This window comes from Chromatiales bacterium (assembly GCA_020445605.1).
Lineage (GTDB): Bacteria > Pseudomonadota > Gammaproteobacteria > JAGRGH01 > JAGRGH01 > JAGRGH01.
This window is the reverse complement of the sequence record JAGRGH010000054.1, coordinates 91,168-113,750: the sequence shown is the minus strand read 5'-3', so window position 1 is coordinate 113,750 and position 22,583 is coordinate 91,168. Positions and strand designations below refer to the sequence as shown.

The following is a 22,583-nucleotide window of genomic DNA, read 5'->3' as shown; positions in this document are numbered from 1 at the left end:
TTGCAGGCCAATCTGTTTGCGAAAAGCGACCTGATGGCACTGATCAAACCGCGGCCACCGGTCGACAAATCCAGTCCACCTCAGCTGGCGCTATGGGCCTGAGGAAAATGTGGGACAGCAGTGGGTCGCCTCCCCATGAAGGGCCGGACTACGAATTCCTTGGCATTACGCCAAGGCCTCATTGAAGCAAGTATTTCATTTTCATCTCCGGTTATTGGGGCGTGGAATTCCTTGGCATTACGCCAAGGCCTCATTGAAGCTATGGAGTGTGGCCAGTGTTTGCTAGGATTATTGGAACGAATTCCTTGGCATTACGCCAAGGCCTCATTGAAGCCGGGGTTTCTGGGTCTATGGCTCTCTCCAAAACCGGAATTCCTTGGCATTACGCCAAGGCCTCATTGAAGCGAGGGGCTGGCGCAGATCGACCGCCTGATCGCCGACGAATTCCTTGGCATTACGCCAAGGCATCATTGAAGCGGCACGACCGGGCCGCAACCTGGAGCACTGAGATGTGAATTCCTTGGCATTACGCCAAGGCCTCATTGAAGCCAGGCGTCCGGCGCACTCACTGGTGGTTGCGGGTAGAATTCCTTGGCATTACGCCAAGGCCTCATTGAAGCTAGGGTTTTAGCATCAGTTGCTGATTTGCTTACTCTCTGAATTCCTTGGCATTACGCCAAGGCCTCATTGAAGCGTTCTGCATTGCTTACTGAGCTTTTGTATATCTGATAGGTGAATTCCTTGGCATTACGCCAAGGCCTCATTGAAGCGCGAATGTACAGTCCGACGTCGACCGTGTTCGGGTAGAATTCCTTGGCATTACGCCAAGGCCTCATTGAAGCGAGGCAATGTTGGCGGCAGTGTGGGTGCCTACAATATCGGAATTCCTTGGCATTACGCCAAGGCCTCATTGAAGCGTGTCCGATCACCGCCGCGATCGCGGCGAATGATACGAATTCCTTGGCATTACGCCAAGGCCTCATTGAAGCCAGTGCAAATCTTTTTGCCTTTTCGGCAGACTCGGCCAGAATTCCTTGGCATTACGCCAAGGCCTCATTGAAGCGACGGCAAGATAGGCTCCGCCACGCTCCCGGCTGGGAATTCCTTGGCATTACGCCAAGGCCTCATTGAAGCCAGCGCGTCGGGATCATCGACGGGTTCGCGCCGTCGAGAATTCCTTGGCATTACGCCAAGGCCTCATTGAAGCGGCGAGGACGAGCAGCTCGACGTGCGCGCGATGTTGTGAATTCCTTGGCATTACGCCAAGGCCTCATTGAAGCAGGGGTATGGGGGGCGCATCCACGCACGCCCGGGCGGCGAATTCCTTGGCATTACGCCAAGGCCTCATTGAAGCTGCGAAACGCTGAACACGACCTCGCGGCGCGTGTTGAATTCCTTGGCATTACGCCAAGGCCTCATTGAAGCAGAGCTCAGCCAGAGGCTGCGCAGCGCCGCTACTATGGAATTCCTTGGCATTACGCCAAGGCCTCATTGAAGCGCGATAGCCGCCGTTCCTGCATTCGCGGTATATTCCGGAATTCCTTGGCATTACGCCAAGGCCTCATTGAAGCCGGCGTCCTGAGCGTATACGGTCATATTGATCGTGGTCGAATTCCTTGGCATTACGCCAAGGCCTCATTGAAGCCAGACTTGTTCGAGCTTGTCTTTCTGCGCATATCCTGGAATTCCTTGGCATTACGCCAAGGCCTAATTGAAGCTCCGTGGCGGACTATCAGACGCGGGCCGGTGTATGCGAATTCCTTGGCATTACGCCAAGGCCTCATTGAAGCTCTTCCAAGGTTGAGGCCGGTCTGAATCCTGAGCAGGATGAATTCCTTGGCATTACGCCAAGGCCTCATTGAAGCATACGAATGATAGCCACTTTCCGGATCAGTGCTGATGAATTCCTTGGCATTACGCCAAGGCCTCATTGAAGCTTGCGCAGTCAGCAACGTCTTCTGCATGGCCTGTTCGAATTCCTTGGCATTACGCCAAGGCCTCATTGAAGCAATGTGATTTCGCCAAAATGTAATTGGAGCGGAGAGGTCGAATTCCTTGGCATTACGCCAAGGCCTCATTGAAGCGCGGCTCAGGTGTTCCGCTGCAAAGTCGGGGAAATGTAGAAACCTTTTACTGGCGGTTCGGAGTTTCGGTATCGTTTGTGTCAAACAGCGATTTCAATGCCACAGCCGGTCGATCAGGGAAGCGAACAATCAAGTCCAACTCTCCACCCATCGCGGCGATATAACTGCGCATTGTGGAGAGCAGCATGTCGGAGCGATTTTCCATCCGCGATACATTGTCCTGCCCGATACCCAAAAGCTCTGCCATGCGCTTTTGCGTGAGGTTTTGCGCCTTGCGCAAATCCTGCAACGTGAGCTCTTCAGCAATTAGCTCATCTACTCGCGCGGCCACCGTCTTTTGCTGGTCGGCTGGCAGTGCATCAATCATGTCTTTGAGCGTTTTCATGCCTTCTATCCCTTCTGCTTGAGGCGCGTTAAGTGCGCACTGAAGCGTTGATCTGCTTTCGCAATCAGTTGTTTGTAAAAGCGCTTTTCACTGGAGCCAGATTTATCACCCGCAACCAGCAATATGGCGCTACGCGTGGGGTCGAACGCAAAAGCCACGCGCCAGACCCCATCGTCGGCATCGAAACGGAGCTCTTTCATATTCGCGTGCTTAGACCCTTTAAGGGTATCGACTCGCGGGCGTCCGAGTTGTGGCCCGAAAACCTCAAGAAGCTTGGCTTGGGCCAGCATCTCCAGCCTCACGTCCTGTGAGAGAGAAGCAAATTCGGTTTCAAATTCTGCGTCGAAAAGAACTTTCCATTCCATGGTCAATTATGCCGTTTATAACATATGGGTTCAAGAGCATTTTAGTGGCAGGAGCCAGTCCTACTCCAGCGAAGGGCCAGGATCGCGCTCGACCTCGTGGCGGAACTTCTTGTCATCAGGCCAAGGCCGCGTGGAGGCCACGACCTTTGTGAATGGATTATATGTACATCGATGATACATTCATGTAAAGTTTGGATAATACTAAAGTACATTAAAAGCCGGCCATGCAATCAGCCCGCGCAGCCACTTCGCCTCGAGCCTCTCATGCCTCTAGTCCCGATGCATCAACACCCCGGCGGCCGCGGCTGGACACACCGGGACCTGCCCAGACTCTCGGTCCCGGTAACCCGGGGGCCACGGGTGCCGCACGGCGCACTGTTAGCAACGGTGATTCGACGGGTTACTACTCGTCACGTCGAGTGGATCGCCGCCTCATCCTTTCAGGCGCTCGAAGAACTCGCGAGCTGGATAGAGACGAGAAGCCAGCCATCTTTCCGACCCGACCACTCGAACGACGGGCATCCATTCCAGGGCGTACGAGGACAGGCGCCGCTTAGCTTTGCGTTTTTTGATCCCTTCGACCGAGCCGAACTCGATGGCATCCGCGCCGTCATCCTGGCCTTCGCCACCGCTCCGGTCGTCCCCCGCGGTTCACTGAGCGCAGCAACTCAACTGGCCAGCGCCATCGATCGCCCGCACCTGCCGGTCGACACTGAGGCAGCGCGCCTATTGACCCAGTGGCTCGATGCAACAAGCGCTCCGGGTTTTGCCGAAACGGTTGAGATTCTCCTAGCCCGTATCGGCGGACGTGGCCCGCGTTACGACCTGCTGGTCCGGGTGCTACTCGAGAATTACCACACCGAGATCGAGCCCGACGACGACCTGGGGCCGATCACCCATAGGCCACAGGGGTCCGGCTACGTGCGGGTGCGTGACGATCACGGAACTCCACCGCCGGAGATCGATCCTCCCGACGACGGTGAGATCCCGCCCGACGACCTGATCGACATCATCGACCGGATTATCCCGCCGATCGTCGAGGAGCCCGACGAGACGGCACCGGACGAGACCGAAGAGCCCGACGAGGAGTCGACGCACGTGGTCGACGACTGGCTGACCGAGGAAGTGGTCGAGGACCGATGGGTTCGTGACACGCGTCTTCGGCTGTTTGGTCCGGTGCTGCCGAACACCGACCGCGTGCTGACCAGCACGGAGACCCGGTTGCTCATGGCGGCACTCGAAACAGATCTCGAGGCCACTCCCGGCACACACGGGGAGATACAGAAACTGGCCGGGTGCATCGGCGTGCTACTGACGCTCGCCACGGGTCGGCATCCCCAGGACGTGGCGCTGGCGATATCTGCCTGGCTCCGAGAGGAACCTGATCCCCAGGCCGAATTTTCCCTGACTGATCGAACCTGGCGGGGCGAATTGCCGGTCGAACTGCCGCCGCTCCGCGAACTTCCGCCGGACTGGTTTCATCCGACACAAGACGACGTCGAACTTCCCCTGCCCCGTCTCTGCATCGGAGCACTTGCCAGACTTCGGGCGTCGGTACCGAACGACTTTAGCGTATCGACTCGATTGATATCGGATCAGGTGACCAGGTTTCGTGCATCAGTGCCGCGACTTGGGGAGGCTCGAATCCGCTCAACAATCATCGCGGCACTGTACGTGCGCACGGGACACCCGCGGGACTGGCAGCTGGTGACGGGTAGCACGGGCTATCAGTCGCCGGCGCCCCTGCACTACTACGCCACCACGGCAGACGAACTCGCAAAGACCTACTGCGCGGCCCTGGGCGATCTCGGAATCGACTGCGATGCCGATCCGTCCGGTCAGGCTGTCATTCGTGTGGGCGCGCCCCGTGCGGCACTGCGGCTCGAGCCGGTGCGGCGTGCGGTCCGCGCGCTGCGTGAGCATGCCGCAGCCACGCTGATGCCAAAGCGCGCATCGACCGATAGCGCCACCGCCTCGTACAACGCCATGGCCTGTTACACCGCGGCGTGGTTTTCGCTTTGCACGGCGCATCGCTGGACCGCGCCGATTACCCAGACTCGTCGCGGCGACCTGCTCTCGGTCGGTCGCGGGCGGGAGACCGTGCACCTCGCAACAGTCCACGACAAGGGCACCGATGCCGTGGTCGATACCCGCATAGCCGCACTCACGAGCGCGCTGGCGGCCCAGGTCGATGCATTGCTGCATACCGCGACCCGGGCGATTTCGGTTTTCTCAACCGACTCGTGGCACAAGTGGAAACCCGCCATCGATGCGCTTCGCGCATCGATCGACGGCAGCGGTCCGCTGTGGGTGTGGATTGATTCGAGCGGGAGCGCCCGCCCACTGAATCGACACCGAATTGCGACCGCCTGGCCGGCCTGGGCCGTGCCGCTGCCGCTGGCACGTCATCTCCTTGCCTCCACACTCGGGCAGCACGGTGCCGCGGGCGGCGACATCGCCCAGCAGATGGGCCATGCAATCGACACCCCGCCGCATGACATGGTCGACCCGGAAAGCCCGATCGAATTTGCCCGACGCATGGCGGGGCCGCTCGAGGCGTATCTGACCGATCTCGGATTTGGGCTGGTTCATTCAACGACCCGACGCAACCGCGTCGTGCCGGATCTGGTACCGAACGACGCACAAACGATCCTTGGGGCGAGCAAAGCGGACGAGAAAACCTACGCGCAGATCAAAAAAGGCTACGCAGCGGTTCCGACCGACGCCGAGTCCGCCGCGGCCGATGATTTGGCCGCCCAATGGATGCACGAACTGCAACCGACCGAGACCTGGCTGGTGGACCCGGCCGAACTCGCACAACGCACTCAGGACTATATGCGCAGCGGTCCCACGCCCGGTGAGGCCACCGCAATGCTGGCGGCGCTGAACCGCGCCCTGCGCTCGCGCGCAACCGAGAATCGAGCACTCAAACGCCCGGCCATCCCTCCGCTGGTTTCAGCGCACCGGCCCATTGCCTCCATTCGCCGAGTGCATCTCGATGCCTATCGGCTGTGCATCGGACTGGAGCTGAAGCTGATGGCGGAACTGCTCGAGGCCAAACACCAATGGGGGGTACAGCAGGCAATCGCCGCGCGTTTGCTGCTCGCGATGTGGGGTATGGGCAGCTGCCCACGCACGCTCGACGCCCTGCTCGACTCACGAGCGCAATTGTCCGCACTTGCGACCAGCCATGATCTGGTCGTGGCCGAGGTCCCCACCCCTGACGGCGACAACGATGATCGCGAGGCGCGCATCGTGCCGTCGCAGGCGGTCGCGATACTGCTTCGCCTGCACTCCACAGCCGTCGTACCCACCGAGAGCGACTGGAGCACGTTCACGGCGGCCCATGGTCTGGGTACCATCACCGAATCACAATGCTATGCCATCATCAGCATGGCACGACAGATCACCGTCGGCGGCATGCGTGCGGCCTGGGAGCGTGGTGATCTGCACTGTGTCGGCCCATCCCCCGACCGGCTGGCGGCGGCGGTGTCGGGAGCGGTCACCGATCGCAGTGCAGAGATCACATCGACCAGTTCGCGCTCAGTCAACGCAATTGCGCAAGCAATGCCAACTGAGGCGCAGCGTGATTGGAGACGCTTGCGCAGTGCCGTGCACGCCTTGACACAACATCGGGGAGACGCAGCCACCCGAAAGAAAGTCGCTGATCTTTCGAACCACATTGTCTCGCGCTACCCGCCTACGTCGATCCCCGGTGCGACCGCGATTGCCGTACTGGCACACCTAAATGGTGAGGATCGCTACGCGACCAGCAGCATCTATACCTATATCACCCGGTTGACGGACCTTGCGAACCGGACTGGCTCGCGCGCGCTTGAATCGATCGATCCAGACTGGCTAGCCGACAATCTCAACACATTTCTGCTGCGCTACCAGACCGCGGCACGCAGCGTGGAACGCCGAAACCAGAGCACCGCCCTGTCGGCGCTGTCGTGGCTTTGGTCGACCACTGATCGATACGGATACCGTCCGGACGACGCTGATTATTGTGACGGTGTAACGCGAACCGGGCCCCGACGAGCCGGGGGCTGGATCACGGCGAGCGAGCGCGGATGGATACTCGATCAGTTGCGCACGTGGACCGATCAGGTGACCGGCAGTACTCGGGCGCTCGGCCAGGGTCATACGTGGATCGCGGGCGAACTGGGTACACAGATCATGCTGTATACGGGTCCGCGCGTATCCGAGGTTGCCGGCGCACGCACTGAGGATTTGTTGCTTGCGCCTGAGCACTCTGTGCTGCACATCCACCCCAGGCGACGACGGACGCTGAAGACCACTGCCTCCCGGCGCGTAGTAGACATCGCCCACTGGAAGGACGGAGTAGGCCGAGTTCAGTCATTGTGTGATCGGCTCAGCCAACGCCGGACTAATGTCGGCGGCGAACTTTTGGCGACGCGCTACAGAATGACTCTGCGCGAGATCATCGATTCACTTACCGGCACGTACGCCCAGGCCGCTACGAAACCGCTCGGAGCCCTATCCACTCGTACGCATCTCGCACGCCACACGAGAGCCACGCAAGCGGGAATCGCAGTCCATCCGCACGGTTTCGATGGATTTGAATTGGTTCTGCCCGTAACTGATGGCAGTGCCCTAACTTTGCTGCCACAACGGGTACGTTATGTGTATCACTCACGTCAGCTGGGGCACGGCACACCGATCACCACGCTGACGTGGTACGACCACTGCATACCACTGCAGACCGTTCTTGGAAGCGGGTGGCGAGGACCCACCATTGATCTACAAGTCACCGCAATCGGGATGAACAAGGCGACGTACCTACAACGTAGCCAACGAGCACAAGCGGGTGAGAGCAATCGCTGGTCCAACAACATTCCAACCTGGCCAACCAATTCCGAGATGTCGTTAGCAGCAATCTGCCAAACGCCCCCCGAAGTCGCTCCATTGGCGGCACCAAGGCTGGCACCCTGGCTCCGCGCGGCACTTGCTGCACGGCAAGGACTCAGAGGTAATGCGCTCTCCAACGAACTTGGGATCGATGCCGAATTGACTGAACGGATGCTGTGCGTGCTTGAGCGATGCGACCGCGATTACGGCATCGGGTACCTACGACAATCCAGCACTGCCAAGCACTCGCGACGACCACGCGCACATTCGATTGCAGGATTCATCCAAGCGCTGGATGATTCGCTCAACCAGACAAGTCTTACCGCAGAATCGCTGGCGGCGTGGGCGTGGCAATCGCTGGCGACCCGACGCCAATATCCACTGGACCATCAATCAACTGACGTGTCTGTACGCAGCGCGCTGCAGGCAGCGACCGCCGCACTACCATCGCAAGCATTGATCGCGACGGGCACTGGCGCCCAACTGCTGCGGCTGGTGCTCGCTGCCTGGTCAAGCGACGCAACATAACGCAGGCACCGAGCGATGCTAAACGGAATAGTCAGTTTTGTTTACAGAGCCCACAACGCGACAACTGCACAGGAGTGACCGCCGTGCGTGGCGTGCAGGGTGCCGAATCTCAGCGTGTCAACCTGGCTCGCTGCTGTCGTCCGCCGAACCCGATGGCTGAAGACCGGCGATCAGCCGGGAAAATTCTGCGCCCAACTCTCGCAGGACCGCGAGTCGTTGTTGATCAGTCAGGGGTGATCCGTCCGCGGGCAGCACCCCATCCGGCAGATCGGCTTCGATAATATGTCCCCCGTCTGTATGTATGTCGATAGCCCGGCCGGATTCATCGACTACAAGCGCCCGAGCCGACGAGAACCAGCGTGTAGTCCATTGCGGTACGGGGCGTTTTTTGCTGTTTGCAACTTTCTTTTCCTGCCGCCCGGATGGATGCGTAGGTTGAGGGCCGGTAGACGGATTTTGGCCATAGGTTTGATCGCCATCCTCGTCTTCGCCATCTTTCCCCCTCGATGGAATAACGGGCGGCGTGAGTGCTCGACCGTCTATTAGCACACGGCGGTAGAGATCCAGGGTCCGAGCCGCGGTCGCTCCGGCTGACAATGCCGCTTCTTTCATTTGCAGCTCGAAGTGATGGACCAATAGATCTGGTTCCCAAGGTTTTTCGAGGGGCAGCGTCATCTCCGCGTCCCAAGACTCAAGACCCAACGTGCGTACATCGAGGGTGTACTCCGCCGCGTCCTGGCGCAGGTCCAGTCGACGCATCTGCAGAGTAACGACGGCAAATTGTTCGCCCTTCTCAATAGCTCGGGCCAAAGTACCGGCGTAGTCCGCCAGTCTTCCAGCGGCAATTTTGTTGCTTGGCGGCGTGGAGTGATCCGCATTCACTGTTATTACTACATACATTTCGGTTGCCTCGTTAAAATTCACACAGGTGCCGATGCTGGCAATTCTTAAATCCGGGCGACTCCCGACGCGCAGACCAAAAGCCGGAGAATCTACTGAGTGCGTTCGTACTCCGGTCGTCGTTCGATAGGCCCAGATAGGATCGTGACAGCTAAAAACCCGGGAGTGGCAGCGAACTATGGTGGTCTACGTGCGTAGTTCGCAAAAAGACTCCTGCATTTTTGGGGTTTGGGGACACTTTTTGGTTTGTGACAATTGACTTGGGACGATTAACTTTGTCCAAAATCTGCCCCTTTATTACAATTGACCTTGTCTTTGACCTTACGCCCTAGGCCCCAGTGCGGAGGCGCAACGAACCAGAGCTACAGCGTTGGGTCGCGACCTGTATCGAGCAGGTCGGCCAGACGGCGCCTTAGGATCTGGAGTGCGTGCATATCAGAACACTCCGCCAGCTCCGGCAGCTGCCTCAGTACCCAACCTTGGATGGCGTCGCGATTGTTTGCCTTTTCGGAGCCAACAAATAACGCTAACGATCCACCATGCCCAATACTCATCGATAACATCAGCGCATCAGTGAGGCGAGTTGCCCGTTTCTGGAGCTCGCGACGCCTGCTTTCGGTTTCCAAGAGGATCGACTCATTTACGTTCATTTGGCGCTTCCCTGCATCGCCCCGACCAAGAACCGGTCGAACGCACTACCGTCCCTGCGCGTTAGATTCGGAACGAATCGCGAATACGTCCGGAACAGCATCTGGGTGGTGGTATGCCCGAGCTGGCGGGCAATCCATTCCGGATTCTCGCCAGCGCCCAGCCAGAGTGTCGCGGCCGTGTGCCGACAGTTGTAGGGACGGCGGCGGGCGAGCTTCAGTCGGTCCAGCAGGGGATACCAGACCCGGTAGGTGACGTTGTGCACATCCATCGGGCCGCCTGTGGCGGTGCTGAACACATAGCTGCCCGGCCCGGTCACCACCTGCTGGGCGCGCAGTGCATCGTGGACGATCGACGACATCTCGACCTCACGCTGCGAACCATCGGTCTTGGTGTATTCGGTTCGCCCCTTGGCAAAGGTCTCACGTATCAGAATCTGTCTGGTGCCGAAATCGACGTTTTGCCATTTCAATCCGTGGAGCTCTCCAGTACGCAGCCCGGTAAAGAATCGGACCGTAAAGTAGTTGCGGAAATCGGACCTTACTGCGTCGAGGATCAGGCGCACCTCCTCCATCGAGAAGGGCTCGATGACCTTGCGCGGCTGCCTCAGCCGCTTCACGCCGACCATGGGGTTCGAAAAACCGTAACGGTCCGCAGCCTCGGCGAGGATCATGCCGAGCAGCCCAACGGTGTGGTTGATGGTCTTCGGCGTCAGGGTCGCGTTGCCTGTCCGGCCCGGGATCTTTGCCAGCTCGGCGCGAAAGGCTAGGATGTCCGCCTTGGTGATTTCCGACATCGGGCGATCTCCAAAGGCAGGCACAAGATGCCGCCTGACGGTGGAGCGGTTGGTCACCCGGGTGTTGTTGCGCCAGCCCACCTCATTCTCCATGAGCCAGATCCCGGCGAATTCCTTCAGCAGGGGGGTGTCGGGCGATCCACTTCCACCTTCCGCGTTCGCCGCGTCGTCGAATGCCGCGGCGCGACTGCTGTTGGGAAAGTAGCTTCGATAGTCGAACGTTCCGAGTTCGATCTCGGCGGCCATCTTCCGTGCGACCCGTTCCATCTTGCGCCGGTTCTCACGGCTGTCCTGAAGTGTCGTGTACTCCCGACAGCGGATGTTCCGGTAATAGAAATCGAAGTGTAATTTCCCGGTCTCCCGCCGGGCGCGAACGTTAACCATTGCACACGCCGCCCGAGGCCATCGGAATCGATACTTCCGTATTTCGAGGCCGAACCATGTCCCGTTCGATCGCTTCCCATATATAGAGGATCTTCCGACCACCAAAGGGCCGGAAGTAGTGGATTCCCTCGATCAACACCTTGTCCTTAAGGTGGGTACGGATGGTGCGCGGGTCGTAGTGAATCCGAAGGGCGAGCGATTCGGTGGTCAGGTAGGTGAGTTGTTGCTTCACGTCTAGCTCCTAGTTGAGAATGACTTCTGAATGACGAATTGCCGCCTAGCGAATTATTTCGTCATTCTGAATGACATTTTGGAGCTGAAAATGGTATTTGTCAATACAAATTGCGATCTAGGATGTTATTTATTTATCCAGGGGCGCAGATGATCCGCTGTCACCTGTCCCGGATGATGGGCGAACGGAAGATGAAGATTGCCGATGTCGCCCGGGAGACCGGCCTCAATCGAAACACCGTCACACTGCTGTACAACGAGACGGCCAGTCGCGTCGACCTCGATGCGATCGATCGTCTATGTCGGTTGTTCCGCTGCAAAGTCGGGGAACTCTTCGAGTTTGTTGTCGACTAGATCGCCCGGCCATTCCTCCAATACTGACGGTAGCCCTATTGGTCCCATGACAGGGAGTCAATTTGCCGGTTTTATAGAACGGTAAGAATTGCGCTGGTCCCAGATTGGTCCCAATCTGGTCCCAAGCGATCGATGACAAACGTCGGTCGCTCGAGCGACCGACGTAAGTGATTGAACTATTGGGAGAAAGTTGGCGCGCCCGGAAGGATTCGAACCTCCGACCACCTGGTTCGTAGCCAGGTACTCTATCCAACTGAGCTACGGGCGCGTTGCTGATCGCCTGAGGCCGCTCGCGCGTGGCGCTGTCAGGGGCGGCCACGGACCGAACGCATGGGTTTCACGGTTCAATCCGGATACTGCGCGGCTCGGAACGAGGCCGGCAGTGAACGCGGCATTTTGGGTTCGCGACCGCCGGATGTCAATCCGCGCGCAGTCGGTACGCGTCGGGAAAGTGGCGGAGAGAGAGGGATTCGAACCCTCGATGGAGCTTTTGACCCCATACTCCCTTAGCAGGGGAGCGCCTTCAGCCACTCGGCCATCTCTCCAGTTCTGATCCGCTCCCTGCCGGTATAAACCAGCGGGCCTTCGGCCCGCGCAGGGGAGCGCGTTACTTCGGGCTTCCTGCCCTGCGCCCCTTCGGGGCCGCCGCTTCGCGGCGTTCAAATCGCTCCCGGCGATTTAGTCAGCCACTCGGCCATCTCTCCAGTTCTGATCCGCTCCCTGCCGTATAAACCAGCGGGCCTTCGGCCCGCGCAGGGGAGCGCGTTACTTTGGGCTCCCTGCCCTGCGCCCCTTCGGGGCCACCGCTGCGCGGCGTTCAAATCGCTCCAGGCGATTGAGTCCTCCGATCTGCCTTGGTTCACTTCGGTACGGCCCGAACGGGGCTGCCCGACCGCGACCGCTGGCGTTCGGCCGGCTGACCGATCCGCCTCGCCCGTGGGTGGCGAACCAGCCTGTGTCTGATTGTGGGAATCGGTGGGCCGTGACGCCGTCGCCTGCGACCCACCGGGTCGCGGGCTAGCCCTGACCGCCGGTGACGGCCGCAACGGCCGCGCGGGCGGCTTCCTCGGCCTTGATCCGGTGGTAGATCTCCTCGCGGTGAACCGCGACTTCGCGCGGGGCGTTGACGCCGATCCGCACCTGATTGCCCTTCACACCCAACACGGTGACGGTAACCTCGTCACCGACCATCAGGGTCTCACCGACCCTGCGCGTCAGTATCAACATTGTCGTCCTCCGGCCGGCAACGTTCCCGCCGGCTCATGTTTCCATCACAACGGACCGCGGCAAGCGATGTCGCCGTGGCCCCCCCAACCAATCTGCGCCTTCACCCGAGGCACAATCCCGATTCTAGCAACAGACGACGGTTCCGGCATCCCGCCGGCCGGCCGCCCTCAGGCCGGTGCCGCCGCGAGGTCGAAGGCCGCGTGCAGGGCACGCACGGCCAGTTCCATGTACTTCTCGTCGATGACGACGGAGACCTTGATCTCGGAGGTCGAAATCATGCGGATGTTGATGCCCTCGTCGGCCAGCGTGCGGAACATGCGGCTGGCGATGCCCGCATGCGAGCGCATGCCGACACCGACGATGGAAACCTTGACGATGCCGGCGTCACCGCGTGCCTCGCGGGCGCCAAGTTCCGTCGCCGTACGCCTGAGCACGGTCAGCGCCTTTTCGTAGTCACGGCGGTGCACGGTGAAGGTGAAATCGGTCGTGCCATCGCTGCCGATGTTCTGCACGATCATGTCGACCTCGATGTTCACGTCGGCAATCGGTCCGAGGATCGCCGCGGCCACGCCGGGACGGTCCGGGACGCCGGCGATGGTCAGCTGCGCCTCGTCCTTGTTGTGCGCGATGCCCGAGATCAGCGCCTGTTCCATATCGTCATCCTCATAGGTGATCAGAGTGCCCTGGCCATCGGCGAAACTCGACAGCACGCGCAGGGGAACGTTGTATTTGCCGGCAAATTCAACCGAACGAATTTGCAGCACCTTCGAACCGAGGCTCGCGAGTTCGAGCATTTCCTCGAAGGTGATCTTGTCCAGACGCCGGGCCTTGGGCTCGATGCGCGGGTCGGTGGTGTAAACACCGTCGACATCGGTGTAAATCTGGCATTCATCGGCGCGCAGGGCCGCGGCCAGCGCGACCGCCGTGGTATCCGAACCGCCACGACCCAGCGTCGTGATGTTGCCGTCCTCATCGATGCCCTGGAAGCCCGCGACGACCACCACGCGACCGGATTCGAGATCAGCGCGCATGCGCTTGGCTTCGATATCCATGATGCGCGCCTTGGTGAACGCGCTGTCGGTGCGGATGTGCACCTGCGCACCGGTGTACGAACGTGCGCCGAGACCGGCCTTGTGCAGCGCCATCGCCAGCAGCGCGATCGTGACCTGTTCACCGGTGGACAGCAGCATGTCGAGCTCGCGCGGATCGGGTTGCGAAGCGATCTGGCGGGCCAGCGCGTCGAGCCGGTTGGTCTCGCCGGACATCGCCGAGACCACGACCACCAGCTGATGACAGTCGCGCACGAACCCGGCCACCTTCGCGGCGACCGCCTCAATGCGCTCGATGGTGCCGACGGAGGTACCGCCGTATTTCTGGACAATGAGTGCCATGGGGCCAAACACCCGGGAGAAAAGCGCGCTATTTCACTACAGCGCGCAGGTGCGAACAAGGAGGAATTGACTGCCCGGGCCTGATCCAGACGCTCTGGATTGCCGACCCGGGTAGCCCAGAATGCTCGCGCCGGAGGTCCGGCCAGAACCCGCCTAGGCCGAAACGGGTCAGCGCAGGACGGGTTTCACTGAACCACGGGGCGGCCCGCGCGGATCTTCAGTTCAGCGTCGCGCGGATCCAGTCGATCGCGCCGTCCAGCGCACCTGGCAGCGCCGCCGGATCGTCGCCACCGGCCTGGGCCATGTCCGGCCGACCGCCACCACGACCACCGACGCGCGTGGCCACGGCGTTGACGAGATCACCGGCGCGGATGCGGTCGGTCAGATCACGCGTGACGCCGGCCACGAGGCTGACCTTGCCGTCGTTCGTCGCACCCAGCACGATCGCTGCCGAGCCGAGCTTGTCCTTCAGGCGATCGACCGCCTCGCGCAGCGCCTTTGCATCGGCGCCGTCGATCTGCGCGGCCAGCACCTTGATGCCATCGATGTCCACGGCCTGACTGGCGAGATCGCTGCCGCCGCCGCTGGCGAGCTTCGTCTTCAGGCGATCAAGCTCTTTCTCCAGCGCGCGGCTGCGGTCGAGCAGCGCAACGACCTTGCCGTTGACGTCGTCGCGTCCGGCCTTGAGCAGTCCGGCGATCTCGAGCAGCCGGTCTTCCGAGGCGTTGTCGTAGTCCAGCGCGGCGGCGCCGGTCACCGCCTCGATGCGCCGCACGCCGGCGGCCACACCGCCTTCGGAAACGATGCGGAACAGCCCGATGTCGCCGGCGCGCTCGACGTGCGTGCCACCACACAGTTCCATGGAGAAATCGCCGCCGATGCGCAGCACGCGCACCTCGTCGCCATACTTCTCGCCGAACAGTGCCATCGCACCCGCGGCCATGGCCTCGTCGATCGGCATGACTTTCGCCAGTGTCTCGGCATTGTCACGGACATGGTCGTTGACCAGCCGTTCGATCTCGCGCAGCTCCGCGCGCGTGAGCGGTGCCGGATGCGAAAAGTCGAAACGCAGCCGGTCCGGCGCGACCAGCGAACCCTTCTGCTGCACATGCGTGCCCAGTACGCGGCGCAGTGCCGCATGCATCAGGTGCGTTGCGGAGTGATTCAGAATCGTGCGCGTGCGGCGTTCGCCATCGATCGCGGCCTCGACGAGATCGCCGACCGCGAGCCGTCCGGCGGTGACCTCGCCGACATGGCCATAGGCGTCGCCATACTTCTGCGTGTCGGCCACGTCGAACACCGCGCCGTTTTCGTCCTGCAGCCGGCCGGTATCGCCGACCTGGCCGCCAGACTCGGCGTAGAACGGCGTGCGATCCAGGAACACGACGGCCGGTTCGCCCTCGCCGATCGAGTCGACCGCGGCGCCCTCTCTCGCGATGCCAATGACCCGCGCCGTCGCTCGTTTCTCCGTATAGCCTAGAAATTCGCTGGCCGGGAACACGACGCCGCGATTCACATCCGCCGCAAAGCGGCTGGCCGCGCGGGCGCGGTTGCGCTGCTCGGCCATCGCCTGCTCGAAGCCCGCCATGTCGACGCCGAGCCCACGTTCACGCGCCACGTCCGCGGTCAGATCGACCGGGAAACCGTAGGTGTCATAGAGCAGGAACGCCGTCTCGCCAGGCACGGTGTCGAGCTGGAGACCCGCCACGGCCTCCTCGAAGACCTTCATGCCCTTGGAGAGCGTTTCGGCGAAGCGTTCCTCCTCGATCTTCAGGGTGCGCTCGACCAGCGCGCGTGCCTCGCGCAGCGCCGGATGCGCTTCGCCCATGACCTGATCGAGCGGGGCGACCAGTTTGTGGAAGAACGGCCCGCTCTGACCGAGCATGAACCCGTGGCGCAGGGCGCGGCGGATGATCCGGCGCAGCACGTAGCCACGGCCGTCGTTCGCCGGAAGCACGCCATCGGCGATCAGGAACGAACACGCACGGATGTGATCGGCGATCACCCGCAGCGAATGGTTCTTGCGGTCGTCGCAGCCGGTCACCTCGGCGGCCGCGTCGATCAGCGTACGAAAAAGATCGATGCCGTAGTTGTCGTGGCGACCCTGGATGACGGCGGCGAGCCGTTCGAGCCCCATGCCGGTGTCCACCGACGGGCGCGGCAGCGGTTTCAGCGTGCCGTCGGCCGAGCGATCGAACTGCGTGAAGACGAGGTTCCAGATCTCGATGTAGCGGTCGCCATCGGCCTCGGGCGTGCCGGGCGGTCCACCCGGAATCTCGGCGCCGTGGTCATAGAAAATCTCCGAACACGGACCGCACGGGCCGGTGTCGCCCATGGTCCAGAAGTTGTCGCTCTCGTAGCGCTGGCCACCGGGCTTGTCGCCGATGCGCGAGAACCGCGCCGGATCGACACCCATCTCCTCCAGCCAGATCTTCGCGGCCTCGTCGTCGTCGGCATACACCGTGACCCACAGCCGGTTCGCCGGCAGCTTGAGTTCCTCGGTCAGGAACTTCCAGGCCCACTCGATCGCCTCGCGCTTGAAGTAGTCACCGAAGCTGAAATTGCCGAGCATCTCGAAAAACGTGTGGTGCCGGGCCGTGTAGCCGACGTTTTCGAGGTCGTTGTGCTTGCCGCCGGCACGCAGGCAGCGCTGACAGCTCGCCGCGCGCGTGTACGGGCGCTTCTCGGCACCGGTGAAGACATCCTTGAACTGCACCATGCCGGCATTCGTGAACAGCAGGGTGGGGTCGCCGGCGGGCACCAGCGGGCTCGACGCGACGACCTCGTGGCCCCTCGCGCGGAAGAACTCCAGAAACGCTGTTCGTAGATCGGCGACGCTCAGCATGGCGTTAACAACCGGCTTGCGGAAAAGTCGATCATTCTAATGAAGAATCTTGTTGCGAGATAGGGACGTCTCGCCCGAAAATTGAATACGCAAGTGTTTGATTTTCGCGAGCAACCGAAAACCGCGCTTTTTGGTTGCGACGTTGAAAAGGCCATGGATGGGCCCTTTTCAACAACCCGCTAACGAAACAGTCGCCGTACCAGTGACTCGGGAAACCCCCGCGCGGCCAGTGCGCGCATGCGCCGGGCGCGCTCGCGATTGTCCGTCGGGAGCGCAGCGCCAAAGCGTCGCCGGGCCACGGCGCGGAGCTGTTCGAACCAGTCGGCGTCGGACCAGCCGGCCAGCGCCGCTTCGATCAGTTCGTCGCCGATGCCGCGCTCGCGCAATTGCGCGCGGATCGCCAGCGGCCCGTAGCCGCGCTCGACGCGCATGCGGGCATAGACCTCGGCGAACCGTGCCTCGTCCAGCAGACCCTCGGCGGCGAGATCGTCGAGCACGGCTTCGACCACGGCCGAATCGTGGCCGCGCTCGGCGAGCTTGCGTGCCAGCTCGCGGCGGCTGTGCTCGCGGCGCGCCAGCAGGCGAACGGCGCCCGCCCGCACTTCAGTCGGACCGGCATCCTCCGCGCTCATGAGAAATGTCCGAAACCGGCACGCCCGGCGTGAACTACAATTGACCGGGGTCTGGCGCCGCGCCTGTGCGCCAATGGAGAAATCGACTTGAGCACGAACAGCATGATTACGCGCATCCTAGACGACGCGCGCGCCGTCATCACCAAACCGGCGGACTTCTACCGCAACATGCCGAAAAGCGGCGGGTTCGGTGACCCGCTGGTGTTCGTCGTGGTCATGGGTGCGATCACCGGCGTGATCGTCGCCATCATGAGCCTGGTCGGGCTCGGCGGCGCGGCCGGCATGGGCATCGCCGGCGGCGTCGGGCTGATCGCCATCATCACCATGCCGATCTTCGCGATCATCGGATCGTTCATCGGCGCGGCCATCATGTTCGTGATCTGGCGCCTGATGGGCTCGGAACAGTCGTTCGAAACCGGCTACCGCTGCGTGGCCTACGCGAGCGCGATCTACCCGATCACGACCCTGCTCGCACTGGTGCCCTACGTTGGTTCGCTGCTCGGCCTCGCCTGGATGTTCTATCTGATGTATGTCGCGAGCATCGAGGTGCACGGGATCGCCGCGCGCACCGCGATGATCGTGCTCGGCATCATCGTCGGCCTGCTCGCGCTGCTAAACATCGCCGCCGAGCGTGCCAGCCGCGACATGCAGGCGAACATGGAGCAGTTCGGCAAGAGCTTCGGCGACGCCATCGGCCAGGTCCAGACCGACACCCAGGACATGACCCCCGAGGAGGCCGGACGCGCCTTCGGCGAGTTCCTCAAGGGCCTGGAGCAGGCCGGGCGCGAGGCCGAACAGGCACAGTCCAAATAGGCCAAGCTGCCCTCCGGCGGGCCCCCCACGGTCGGCGCAATCGGCCCGCCGGGCACGCTTGTGACACCGCCGCGGAACAGTGCGGTTTTCGGTGCCGCGAGCGATCCCGGGATGGAGCCGCCCGGTCGCGCAATCAAAACCGCCGCCGGCAGCAGGACGTCACGCCCGTAGTCCGTTTCCCGGTATTGCTCACAGGCATTGGATGCGATATATTCGCATTCGTGTTTTCATTTTCGTCCATGAGGTTTCCCTTCGTGCTTCACAGCGTACTGAAACTGCTCGCCGCGGCGAGTCTTGCTGTCTCCGCCACCGTCCAGGCCGCCGAGGTCAACCTGTACTCGGCCCGCCAGGAACAGCTGATCAAACCGCTGCTGGATCGCTTTACCGCCGCCAGTGGCATCCAGGTGAACCTGATCACGGGCAAGGCCGACGCCCTGCTCGAGCGCATGGAGCGCGAGGGTCAGAACTCTCCGGCCGACGTGCTGCTGACCACCGACGCCGGTCGCCTGAACCGCGCCAAGGCGGCGGGCGTGACCCAGGCAGTAACCTCCGCCGCACTGGCCAGCGCGATTCCGGCGAGTTTCCGCGACCCCGAGGGCCACTGGTTCGGGCTGTCGCTGCGCGCCCGCCCGATCATGTACTCGACAGAACGGGTCGACCCGGCGACGCTGTCGACCTACGAGGCGCTGGCCGACCCGCAATGGCGCGGTCGCATCTGCATACGTTCGTCGGGCAACATCTATAACCAGTCGCTCGTTTCGTCGATGATCGCGGCCAACGGTATTGAGGCGACCGAGACTTGGGCGAAGGGCCTGGTCGAAAACTTCGCCCGCCCGCCGCAGGGCGGTGACCGCGATCAGATCAAGGCCGTGGCCGCGGGCCAGTGCGACATCGCGATCGCGAACACCTACTACCTCGCCGGCATGCTCACCGGCGACGACGAGGCCCAGCGCGAGGCCGCCGCGAAGGTTGCCGTGTTCTGGCCGAACCAGAACGATCGCGGTACCCACGTGAATGTCAGCGGCGCCGCCGTGGCCGCGCACGCGAAGAACCGCGACGCCGCCGTGGCGCTGATCGAGTTTCTCGCCAACCGCGAGTCGCAGGCCTGGTATGCCGAGGTCAACGGCGAGTACCCGGTGCGCCCGGGTATCGGCATCGCGCAGCCGCTGGCAAGCTGGGGCTTTTTCCGCATGGATCCGCTGAATCTGGCCCGGCTGGGCGAACTGAATGCGGACGCCCTGCGTCTGGTGGATCGCGCCGGCTGGAAGTAAGGCCCTACAATCCGGTCCGTGTTTCCACTTCCACCCGTGCGCCACCCGGCGCACGGGTGATTCCGTCTACGTGAACGAACTCGCACCACCGACCGGATTCGACAGCCCACCCAGGTCGCTCCACCGCCCGGCGCGCACGCTGCCCTGGCACTGGGGCGCGATCGCGATCGCCGGCGTGCTGGCCCTGCCCGTACTGGTCATCGCCGCGCATGTGTTCGTGCCGGCCGGCGAGGTCTGGCGACATCTCGCCGACACGGTGCTGCGCGACTACGTCGTCAACACACTGGCACTGATGCTGGGCGTGACCATCGGCACGCTCGTGCTCGGGGTGACCAGCGCCTGGTTGACCAGCATGTGCAGCTTTCCGGGCCGATCGCTGTTCACCTGGCTGCTGCTGCTGCCCATGGCGATGCCGGCCTACATCATCGCCTACACCTACACGGGACTCCTCGACTTCAGCGGCCCGGTACAGACGGGCCTGCGCGAACTGACCGGCTGGGGCTATCGGGATTACTGGTTTCCGGACCTGCGCTCGCTCGAGGGCGCGGCAATCATGCTCTCGCTGGTGCTGTATCCGTATGTCTACCTGCTCACCCGTGCCGCGTTTCTGAGTCAGTCCATCTGCGTGCTCGATGTGAGCCGCACGCTCGGCAACGGCCCGTGGCGCACGCTGTTCTTTGTCGCGCTGCCGCTCGCCCGACCGGCGATCGTCGCGGGTCTTTCGCTCGCGCTCATGGAAACGATCGCCGACTACGGAACCGTGCAGTATTTCGGCGTTTCGACCTTCACGACCGGCATCTTCCGCACCTGGTTCGGCCTCAACGATGCCGGCGCCGCCGCGCAGCTTTCGGCGACACTTCTCGGGTTCGTGTTCGCACTCGTACTGATCGAACGCTATTCACGGCGCCAGTCGCGCTATCACTACACGAGCCAGCGTCACCAGGCCTTGCAGCGCGTGCACCTGGGCGGCTGGCGCGCGTTCATTGCGATCGGCTTTTGTGCAGGTACCGTCACGCTCGGCTTCATTCTGCCCGCCGGCCAGCTGCTGTACTGGGCCGTGTTCAGCTCCAGCGCAGGCATCGATGGCGCCTTCCTTGGGCTGGTCGCCAACAGTCTGGAACTCGCAACCATCGCCGCCGTGCTGGCGCTGCTGCTTGCGCTGGTGCTCGGCTATGGCCAGCGCTACAACCGGGACCGCATCACTTCCATCACCACGCGCATCGCGGCGATGGGTTACGCGATTCCCGGCACCGTGATCGCAGTGGGTGTGCTGATCCCGTTTGCCGCGATCGACAATGCCGTGGATGGCTGGTTTCGCGAACAGCTCGGGATTTCAACGGGCCTGCTGCTGAGCGGCACGCTGTTTGCCGTTGTGTTCGCCTACGTGGTGCGGTTTCTCGCGGTTTCCCTGCAGACCGTCGAGGCCGGACTCGGTCGCATCCGCACATCGATGGACGAATCCGCGCGCTCCATGGGCATGCGCGTGCCCGCATTGGTGCGCAGGGTGCATCTGCCGATGCTGCGCGGCAGTCTGCTGACCGCGCTGCTGCTGGTGTTCGTCGACGTGCTGAAGGAGCTGCCGGCGACGCTTTTGCTGCGGCCGTTCAATTTCAATACGCTGGCCGTTCGCGCCTACGAGCTGGCCTCCGACGAGCGCCTCGCCGACGCCGCGCTGCCGGCGCTGGCGATCGTGGCGGCCGGCATCGTGCCCGTGGTCCTGCTCAGTCATTCCATCACCCGCTCGCGTCATGAACGCACAGCTTGAACTTGCCGGTGTCGCAATCGAGTACGCGGGTCTGCGCGTGGTCGGCGATGTGGATTTCACGCTCACGCGCGGCGAGATCGGCTGCCTGCTCGGCCCCAGCGGCTGCGGCAAGACCAGCGTGCTGCGCGCGATTGCCGGCTTCGAACCGCTCGCCGCGGGCGTGCTGCGCATCGGCGGGCGCGAAGTCGCGACGCCGCGCGGCGGATTGCCGCCGGAAAAGCGCCGCGTCGGCATGGTCTTTCAGGACTTCGCGCTCTATCCGCACCTGAACGTTGAGCGCAACGTCGGCTTCGGTCTGCGCGGTCACTCGCGCCGGGACCGCGCCGCGCGCGTGCGCGAGCTGCTCGAACTGGTCGGACTGGAAGATCAGGCGCAGCGTTATCCGCACCAGCTCTCCGGCGGCCAGCAGCAGCGCGTCGCGCTGATCCGCGCCATGGCGCCGCGACCGGAGATCCTGCTGCTCGACGAGCCGTTTTCGAGCATGGATGCCGAACTGCGTTCGGCGCTGGCGCTGGAGGTCCGCAGGATCCTGAAGTCCGAGGGCGCGACGGCGATCCTGGTGACCCACGACCAGCTGGAGGCCTTCGCCATGGCCGACTGCATCGGCGTGCTCGGCGATGGCCGCATGCATCAGTGCGCGAGTCCGTACGACCTCTACCACCGCCCGGCGGACCGCTTCGTCGCGAGTTTCATCGGCCGCAGCGCGATTCTTGCGGGCACCGTGCTCGACGCGCGGCGCGTCGAAACCGCGCTTGGCGTGTTCGAGGGCGTGGTCACACGCGATATCGAGCCCGGTAGTCCGGTCGACCTTCTGGTGCGACCCGACGATGTCATCCACGACGATGCCAGCGAGCTGAAGCTCGAGGTCGTTTCAAAAACCTTCCGCGGTGCCGAGCACCTCTACACGCTGCGCGTGCCAGACGGCGGTGATATCTACTGTCTCGTACCCAGCCACCATAACCATGCCGTCGGCGAGCGCATAGGCGTGCAGCTCGACGCGCAGCACCTCGTCCCGTTTCGACGTTAGGAACCGCCCTGTGCCGCGGGAAACTCTGACAATTCAGAGTTTCCCTGGCTCTCATCCAGTGGCGT

Annotated in this window: 16 protein-coding genes, 2 tRNA genes and 1 CRISPR repeat array; of the genes, 6 read left to right on the top strand and 12 right to left on the bottom strand. The window is 62.4% G+C overall.

Features of this window, described 5'->3' with window-relative positions; genetic code table 11:
• Positions 1-152: 152 nt before the first annotated feature.
• Positions 153-2,084: direct repeats of the CRISPR family, unit length 36 nt; unit sequence GAATTCCTTGGCATTACGCCAAGGCCTCATTGAAGC.
• 46 nt (positions 2,085-2,130) lie between these two features.
• Positions 2,131-2,469, bottom strand: coding sequence for an XRE family transcriptional regulator (locus KDG50_13915; protein MCB1866509.1), 339 nt, complete (start codon positions 2,467-2,469; stop codon positions 2,131-2,133).
• A 5-nt stretch (positions 2,470-2,474) separates the two neighbouring features.
• Positions 2,475-2,834: a type II toxin-antitoxin system RelE/ParE family toxin gene (locus tag KDG50_13910; protein MCB1866508.1), complete on the bottom strand. Its 360-nt coding sequence runs from the start codon at positions 2,832-2,834 to the stop codon at positions 2,475-2,477.
• A 360-nt stretch (positions 2,835-3,194) separates the two neighbouring features.
• On the opposite strand from KDG50_13910, the gene KDG50_13905 reads away from it, so the two are divergent.
• Positions 3,195-8,234 carry a hypothetical protein gene (locus KDG50_13905; GenBank protein ID MCB1866507.1) on the top strand — a complete coding sequence of 1,680 codons (5,040 nt, stop codon included), beginning with the start codon at positions 3,195-3,197 and terminating at the stop codon, positions 8,232-8,234.
• A 117-nt stretch (positions 8,235-8,351) separates the two neighbouring features.
• Here the strand turns inward: KDG50_13905 and KDG50_13900 are convergent, their stop codons facing one another.
• From KDG50_13900 to KDG50_13885, 4 genes are all read right to left on the bottom strand, one after another.
• Positions 8,352-9,158: a hypothetical protein gene (locus KDG50_13900; protein ID MCB1866506.1), complete on the bottom strand. Its 807-nt coding sequence runs from the start codon at positions 9,156-9,158 to the stop codon at positions 8,352-8,354.
• A gap of 338 nt (positions 9,159-9,496) precedes the next feature.
• A complete protein-coding gene (locus tag KDG50_13895; GenBank protein MCB1866505.1) occupies positions 9,497-9,784 on the bottom strand; it encodes a hypothetical protein in 288 nt (95 codons plus the stop codon).
• Complete coding sequence (locus tag KDG50_13890) at positions 9,781-10,962, bottom strand: site-specific integrase (GenBank protein ID MCB1866504.1); 1,182 nt, start codon at positions 10,960-10,962, stop codon at positions 9,781-9,783. Before KDG50_13890 ends, KDG50_13895 begins: the two co-directional genes overlap by 4 nt.
• Entirely contained in the window at positions 10,955-11,194 is a 240-nt protein-coding gene (locus KDG50_13885; protein ID MCB1866503.1) for a hypothetical protein, read from the bottom strand. Before KDG50_13885 ends, KDG50_13890 begins: the two co-directional genes overlap by 8 nt.
• Before the next feature lie 149 nt (positions 11,195-11,343).
• Here KDG50_13885 and KDG50_13880 point away from each other — a divergent pair, with 149 nt between their 5' ends.
• Positions 11,344-11,547, top strand: coding sequence for a helix-turn-helix transcriptional regulator (locus KDG50_13880; protein ID MCB1866502.1), 204 nt, complete (start codon positions 11,344-11,346; stop codon positions 11,545-11,547).
• A gap of 191 nt (positions 11,548-11,738) precedes the next feature.
• Here KDG50_13880 and KDG50_13875 read toward each other — a convergent pair.
• The 6 genes from KDG50_13875 to KDG50_13850 form a co-directional block, all read right to left on the bottom strand.
• Positions 11,739-11,815, bottom strand: a tRNA-Arg gene (locus KDG50_13875).
• Between the two features lie 184 nt (positions 11,816-11,999).
• Positions 12,000-12,092 (bottom strand) — tRNA-Ser (locus KDG50_13870).
• 472 nt (positions 12,093-12,564) lie between these two features.
• Positions 12,565-12,774 carry a carbon storage regulator CsrA gene (gene csrA / locus KDG50_13865; GenBank protein MCB1866501.1) on the bottom strand — a complete coding sequence of 70 codons (210 nt, stop codon included), beginning with the start codon at positions 12,772-12,774 and terminating at the stop codon, positions 12,565-12,567.
• Between the two features lie 167 nt (positions 12,775-12,941).
• Complete coding sequence (locus KDG50_13860; protein MCB1866500.1) at positions 12,942-14,165, bottom strand: aspartate kinase; 1,224 nt, start codon at positions 14,163-14,165, stop codon at positions 12,942-12,944.
• A gap of 217 nt (positions 14,166-14,382) precedes the next feature.
• Positions 14,383-17,010, bottom strand: coding sequence for an alanine--tRNA ligase (gene alaS, locus KDG50_13855; protein MCB1866499.1), 2,628 nt, complete (start codon positions 17,008-17,010; stop codon positions 14,383-14,385).
• Between the two features lie 179 nt (positions 17,011-17,189).
• A complete protein-coding gene (locus KDG50_13850; protein ID MCB1866498.1) occupies positions 17,190-17,642 on the bottom strand; it encodes a regulatory protein RecX in 453 nt (150 codons plus the stop codon).
• An 87-nt stretch (positions 17,643-17,729) separates the two neighbouring features.
• On the opposite strand from KDG50_13850, the gene KDG50_13845 reads away from it, so the two are divergent.
• The 4 genes from KDG50_13845 (at position 17,730) to KDG50_13830 (ending at position 22,518) form a co-directional block, all read left to right on the top strand.
• Complete coding sequence (locus tag KDG50_13845) at positions 17,730-18,455, top strand: YIP1 family protein (protein ID MCB1866497.1); 726 nt, start codon at positions 17,730-17,732, stop codon at positions 18,453-18,455.
• A gap of 239 nt (positions 18,456-18,694) precedes the next feature.
• Positions 18,695-19,726 carry a Fe(3+) ABC transporter substrate-binding protein gene (locus KDG50_13840; GenBank protein ID MCB1866496.1) on the top strand — a complete coding sequence of 344 codons (1,032 nt, stop codon included), beginning with the start codon at positions 18,695-18,697 and terminating at the stop codon, positions 19,724-19,726.
• Positions 19,683-21,491 carry an iron ABC transporter permease gene (locus KDG50_13835; protein ID MCB1866495.1) on the top strand — a complete coding sequence of 603 codons (1,809 nt, stop codon included), beginning with the start codon at positions 19,683-19,685 and terminating at the stop codon, positions 21,489-21,491. The genes KDG50_13840 and KDG50_13835 overlap by 44 nt, the downstream gene beginning before the upstream one ends.
• On the top strand, positions 21,475-22,518 hold the full coding sequence (locus KDG50_13830; protein ID MCB1866494.1) for an ABC transporter ATP-binding protein: 1,044 nt from the start codon (positions 21,475-21,477) through the stop codon (positions 22,516-22,518). The genes KDG50_13835 and KDG50_13830 overlap by 17 nt, the downstream gene beginning before the upstream one ends.
• Positions 22,519-22,583: the final 65 nt, after the last annotated feature.

Excerpts from the sequence above, each read along its gene's own strand:
- KDG50_13915 (MCB1866509.1), bottom strand. The coding sequence starts at position 2,469 with ATGAAAACGCTCAAAGACATGATTGATGCACTGCCAGCCGACCAGCAA.
- KDG50_13910 (MCB1866508.1), bottom strand. The coding sequence starts at position 2,834 with ATGGAATGGAAAGTTCTTTTCGACGCAGAATTTGAAACCGAATTTGCT.
- KDG50_13895 (MCB1866505.1), bottom strand. The coding sequence starts at position 9,784 with ATGAACGTAAATGAGTCGATCCTCTTGGAAACCGAAAGCAGGCGTCGC.
- KDG50_13890 (MCB1866504.1), bottom strand. The coding sequence starts at position 10,962 with ATGGTTAACGTTCGCGCCCGGCGGGAGACCGGGAAATTACACTTCGAT.
- KDG50_13880 (MCB1866502.1), top strand. The coding sequence starts at position 11,344 with ATGATCCGCTGTCACCTGTCCCGGATGATGGGCGAACGGAAGATGAAG.
- csrA (MCB1866501.1), bottom strand. The coding sequence starts at position 12,774 with ATGTTGATACTGACGCGCAGGGTCGGTGAGACCCTGATGGTCGGTGAC.
- KDG50_13860 (MCB1866500.1), bottom strand. The coding sequence starts at position 14,165 with ATGGCACTCATTGTCCAGAAATACGGCGGTACCTCCGTCGGCACCATC.
- alaS (MCB1866499.1), bottom strand. The coding sequence starts at position 17,010 with ATGCTGAGCGTCGCCGATCTACGAACAGCGTTTCTGGAGTTCTTCCGC.
- KDG50_13850 (MCB1866498.1), bottom strand. The coding sequence starts at position 17,642 with ATGAGCGCGGAGGATGCCGGTCCGACTGAAGTGCGGGCGGGCGCCGTT.
- KDG50_13840 (MCB1866496.1), top strand. The coding sequence starts at position 18,695 with ATGAGGTTTCCCTTCGTGCTTCACAGCGTACTGAAACTGCTCGCCGCG.
- KDG50_13835 (MCB1866495.1), top strand. The coding sequence starts at position 19,683 with ATGCGGACGCCCTGCGTCTGGTGGATCGCGCCGGCTGGAAGTAAGGCC.
- KDG50_13830 (MCB1866494.1), top strand. The coding sequence starts at position 21,475 with ATGAACGCACAGCTTGAACTTGCCGGTGTCGCAATCGAGTACGCGGGT.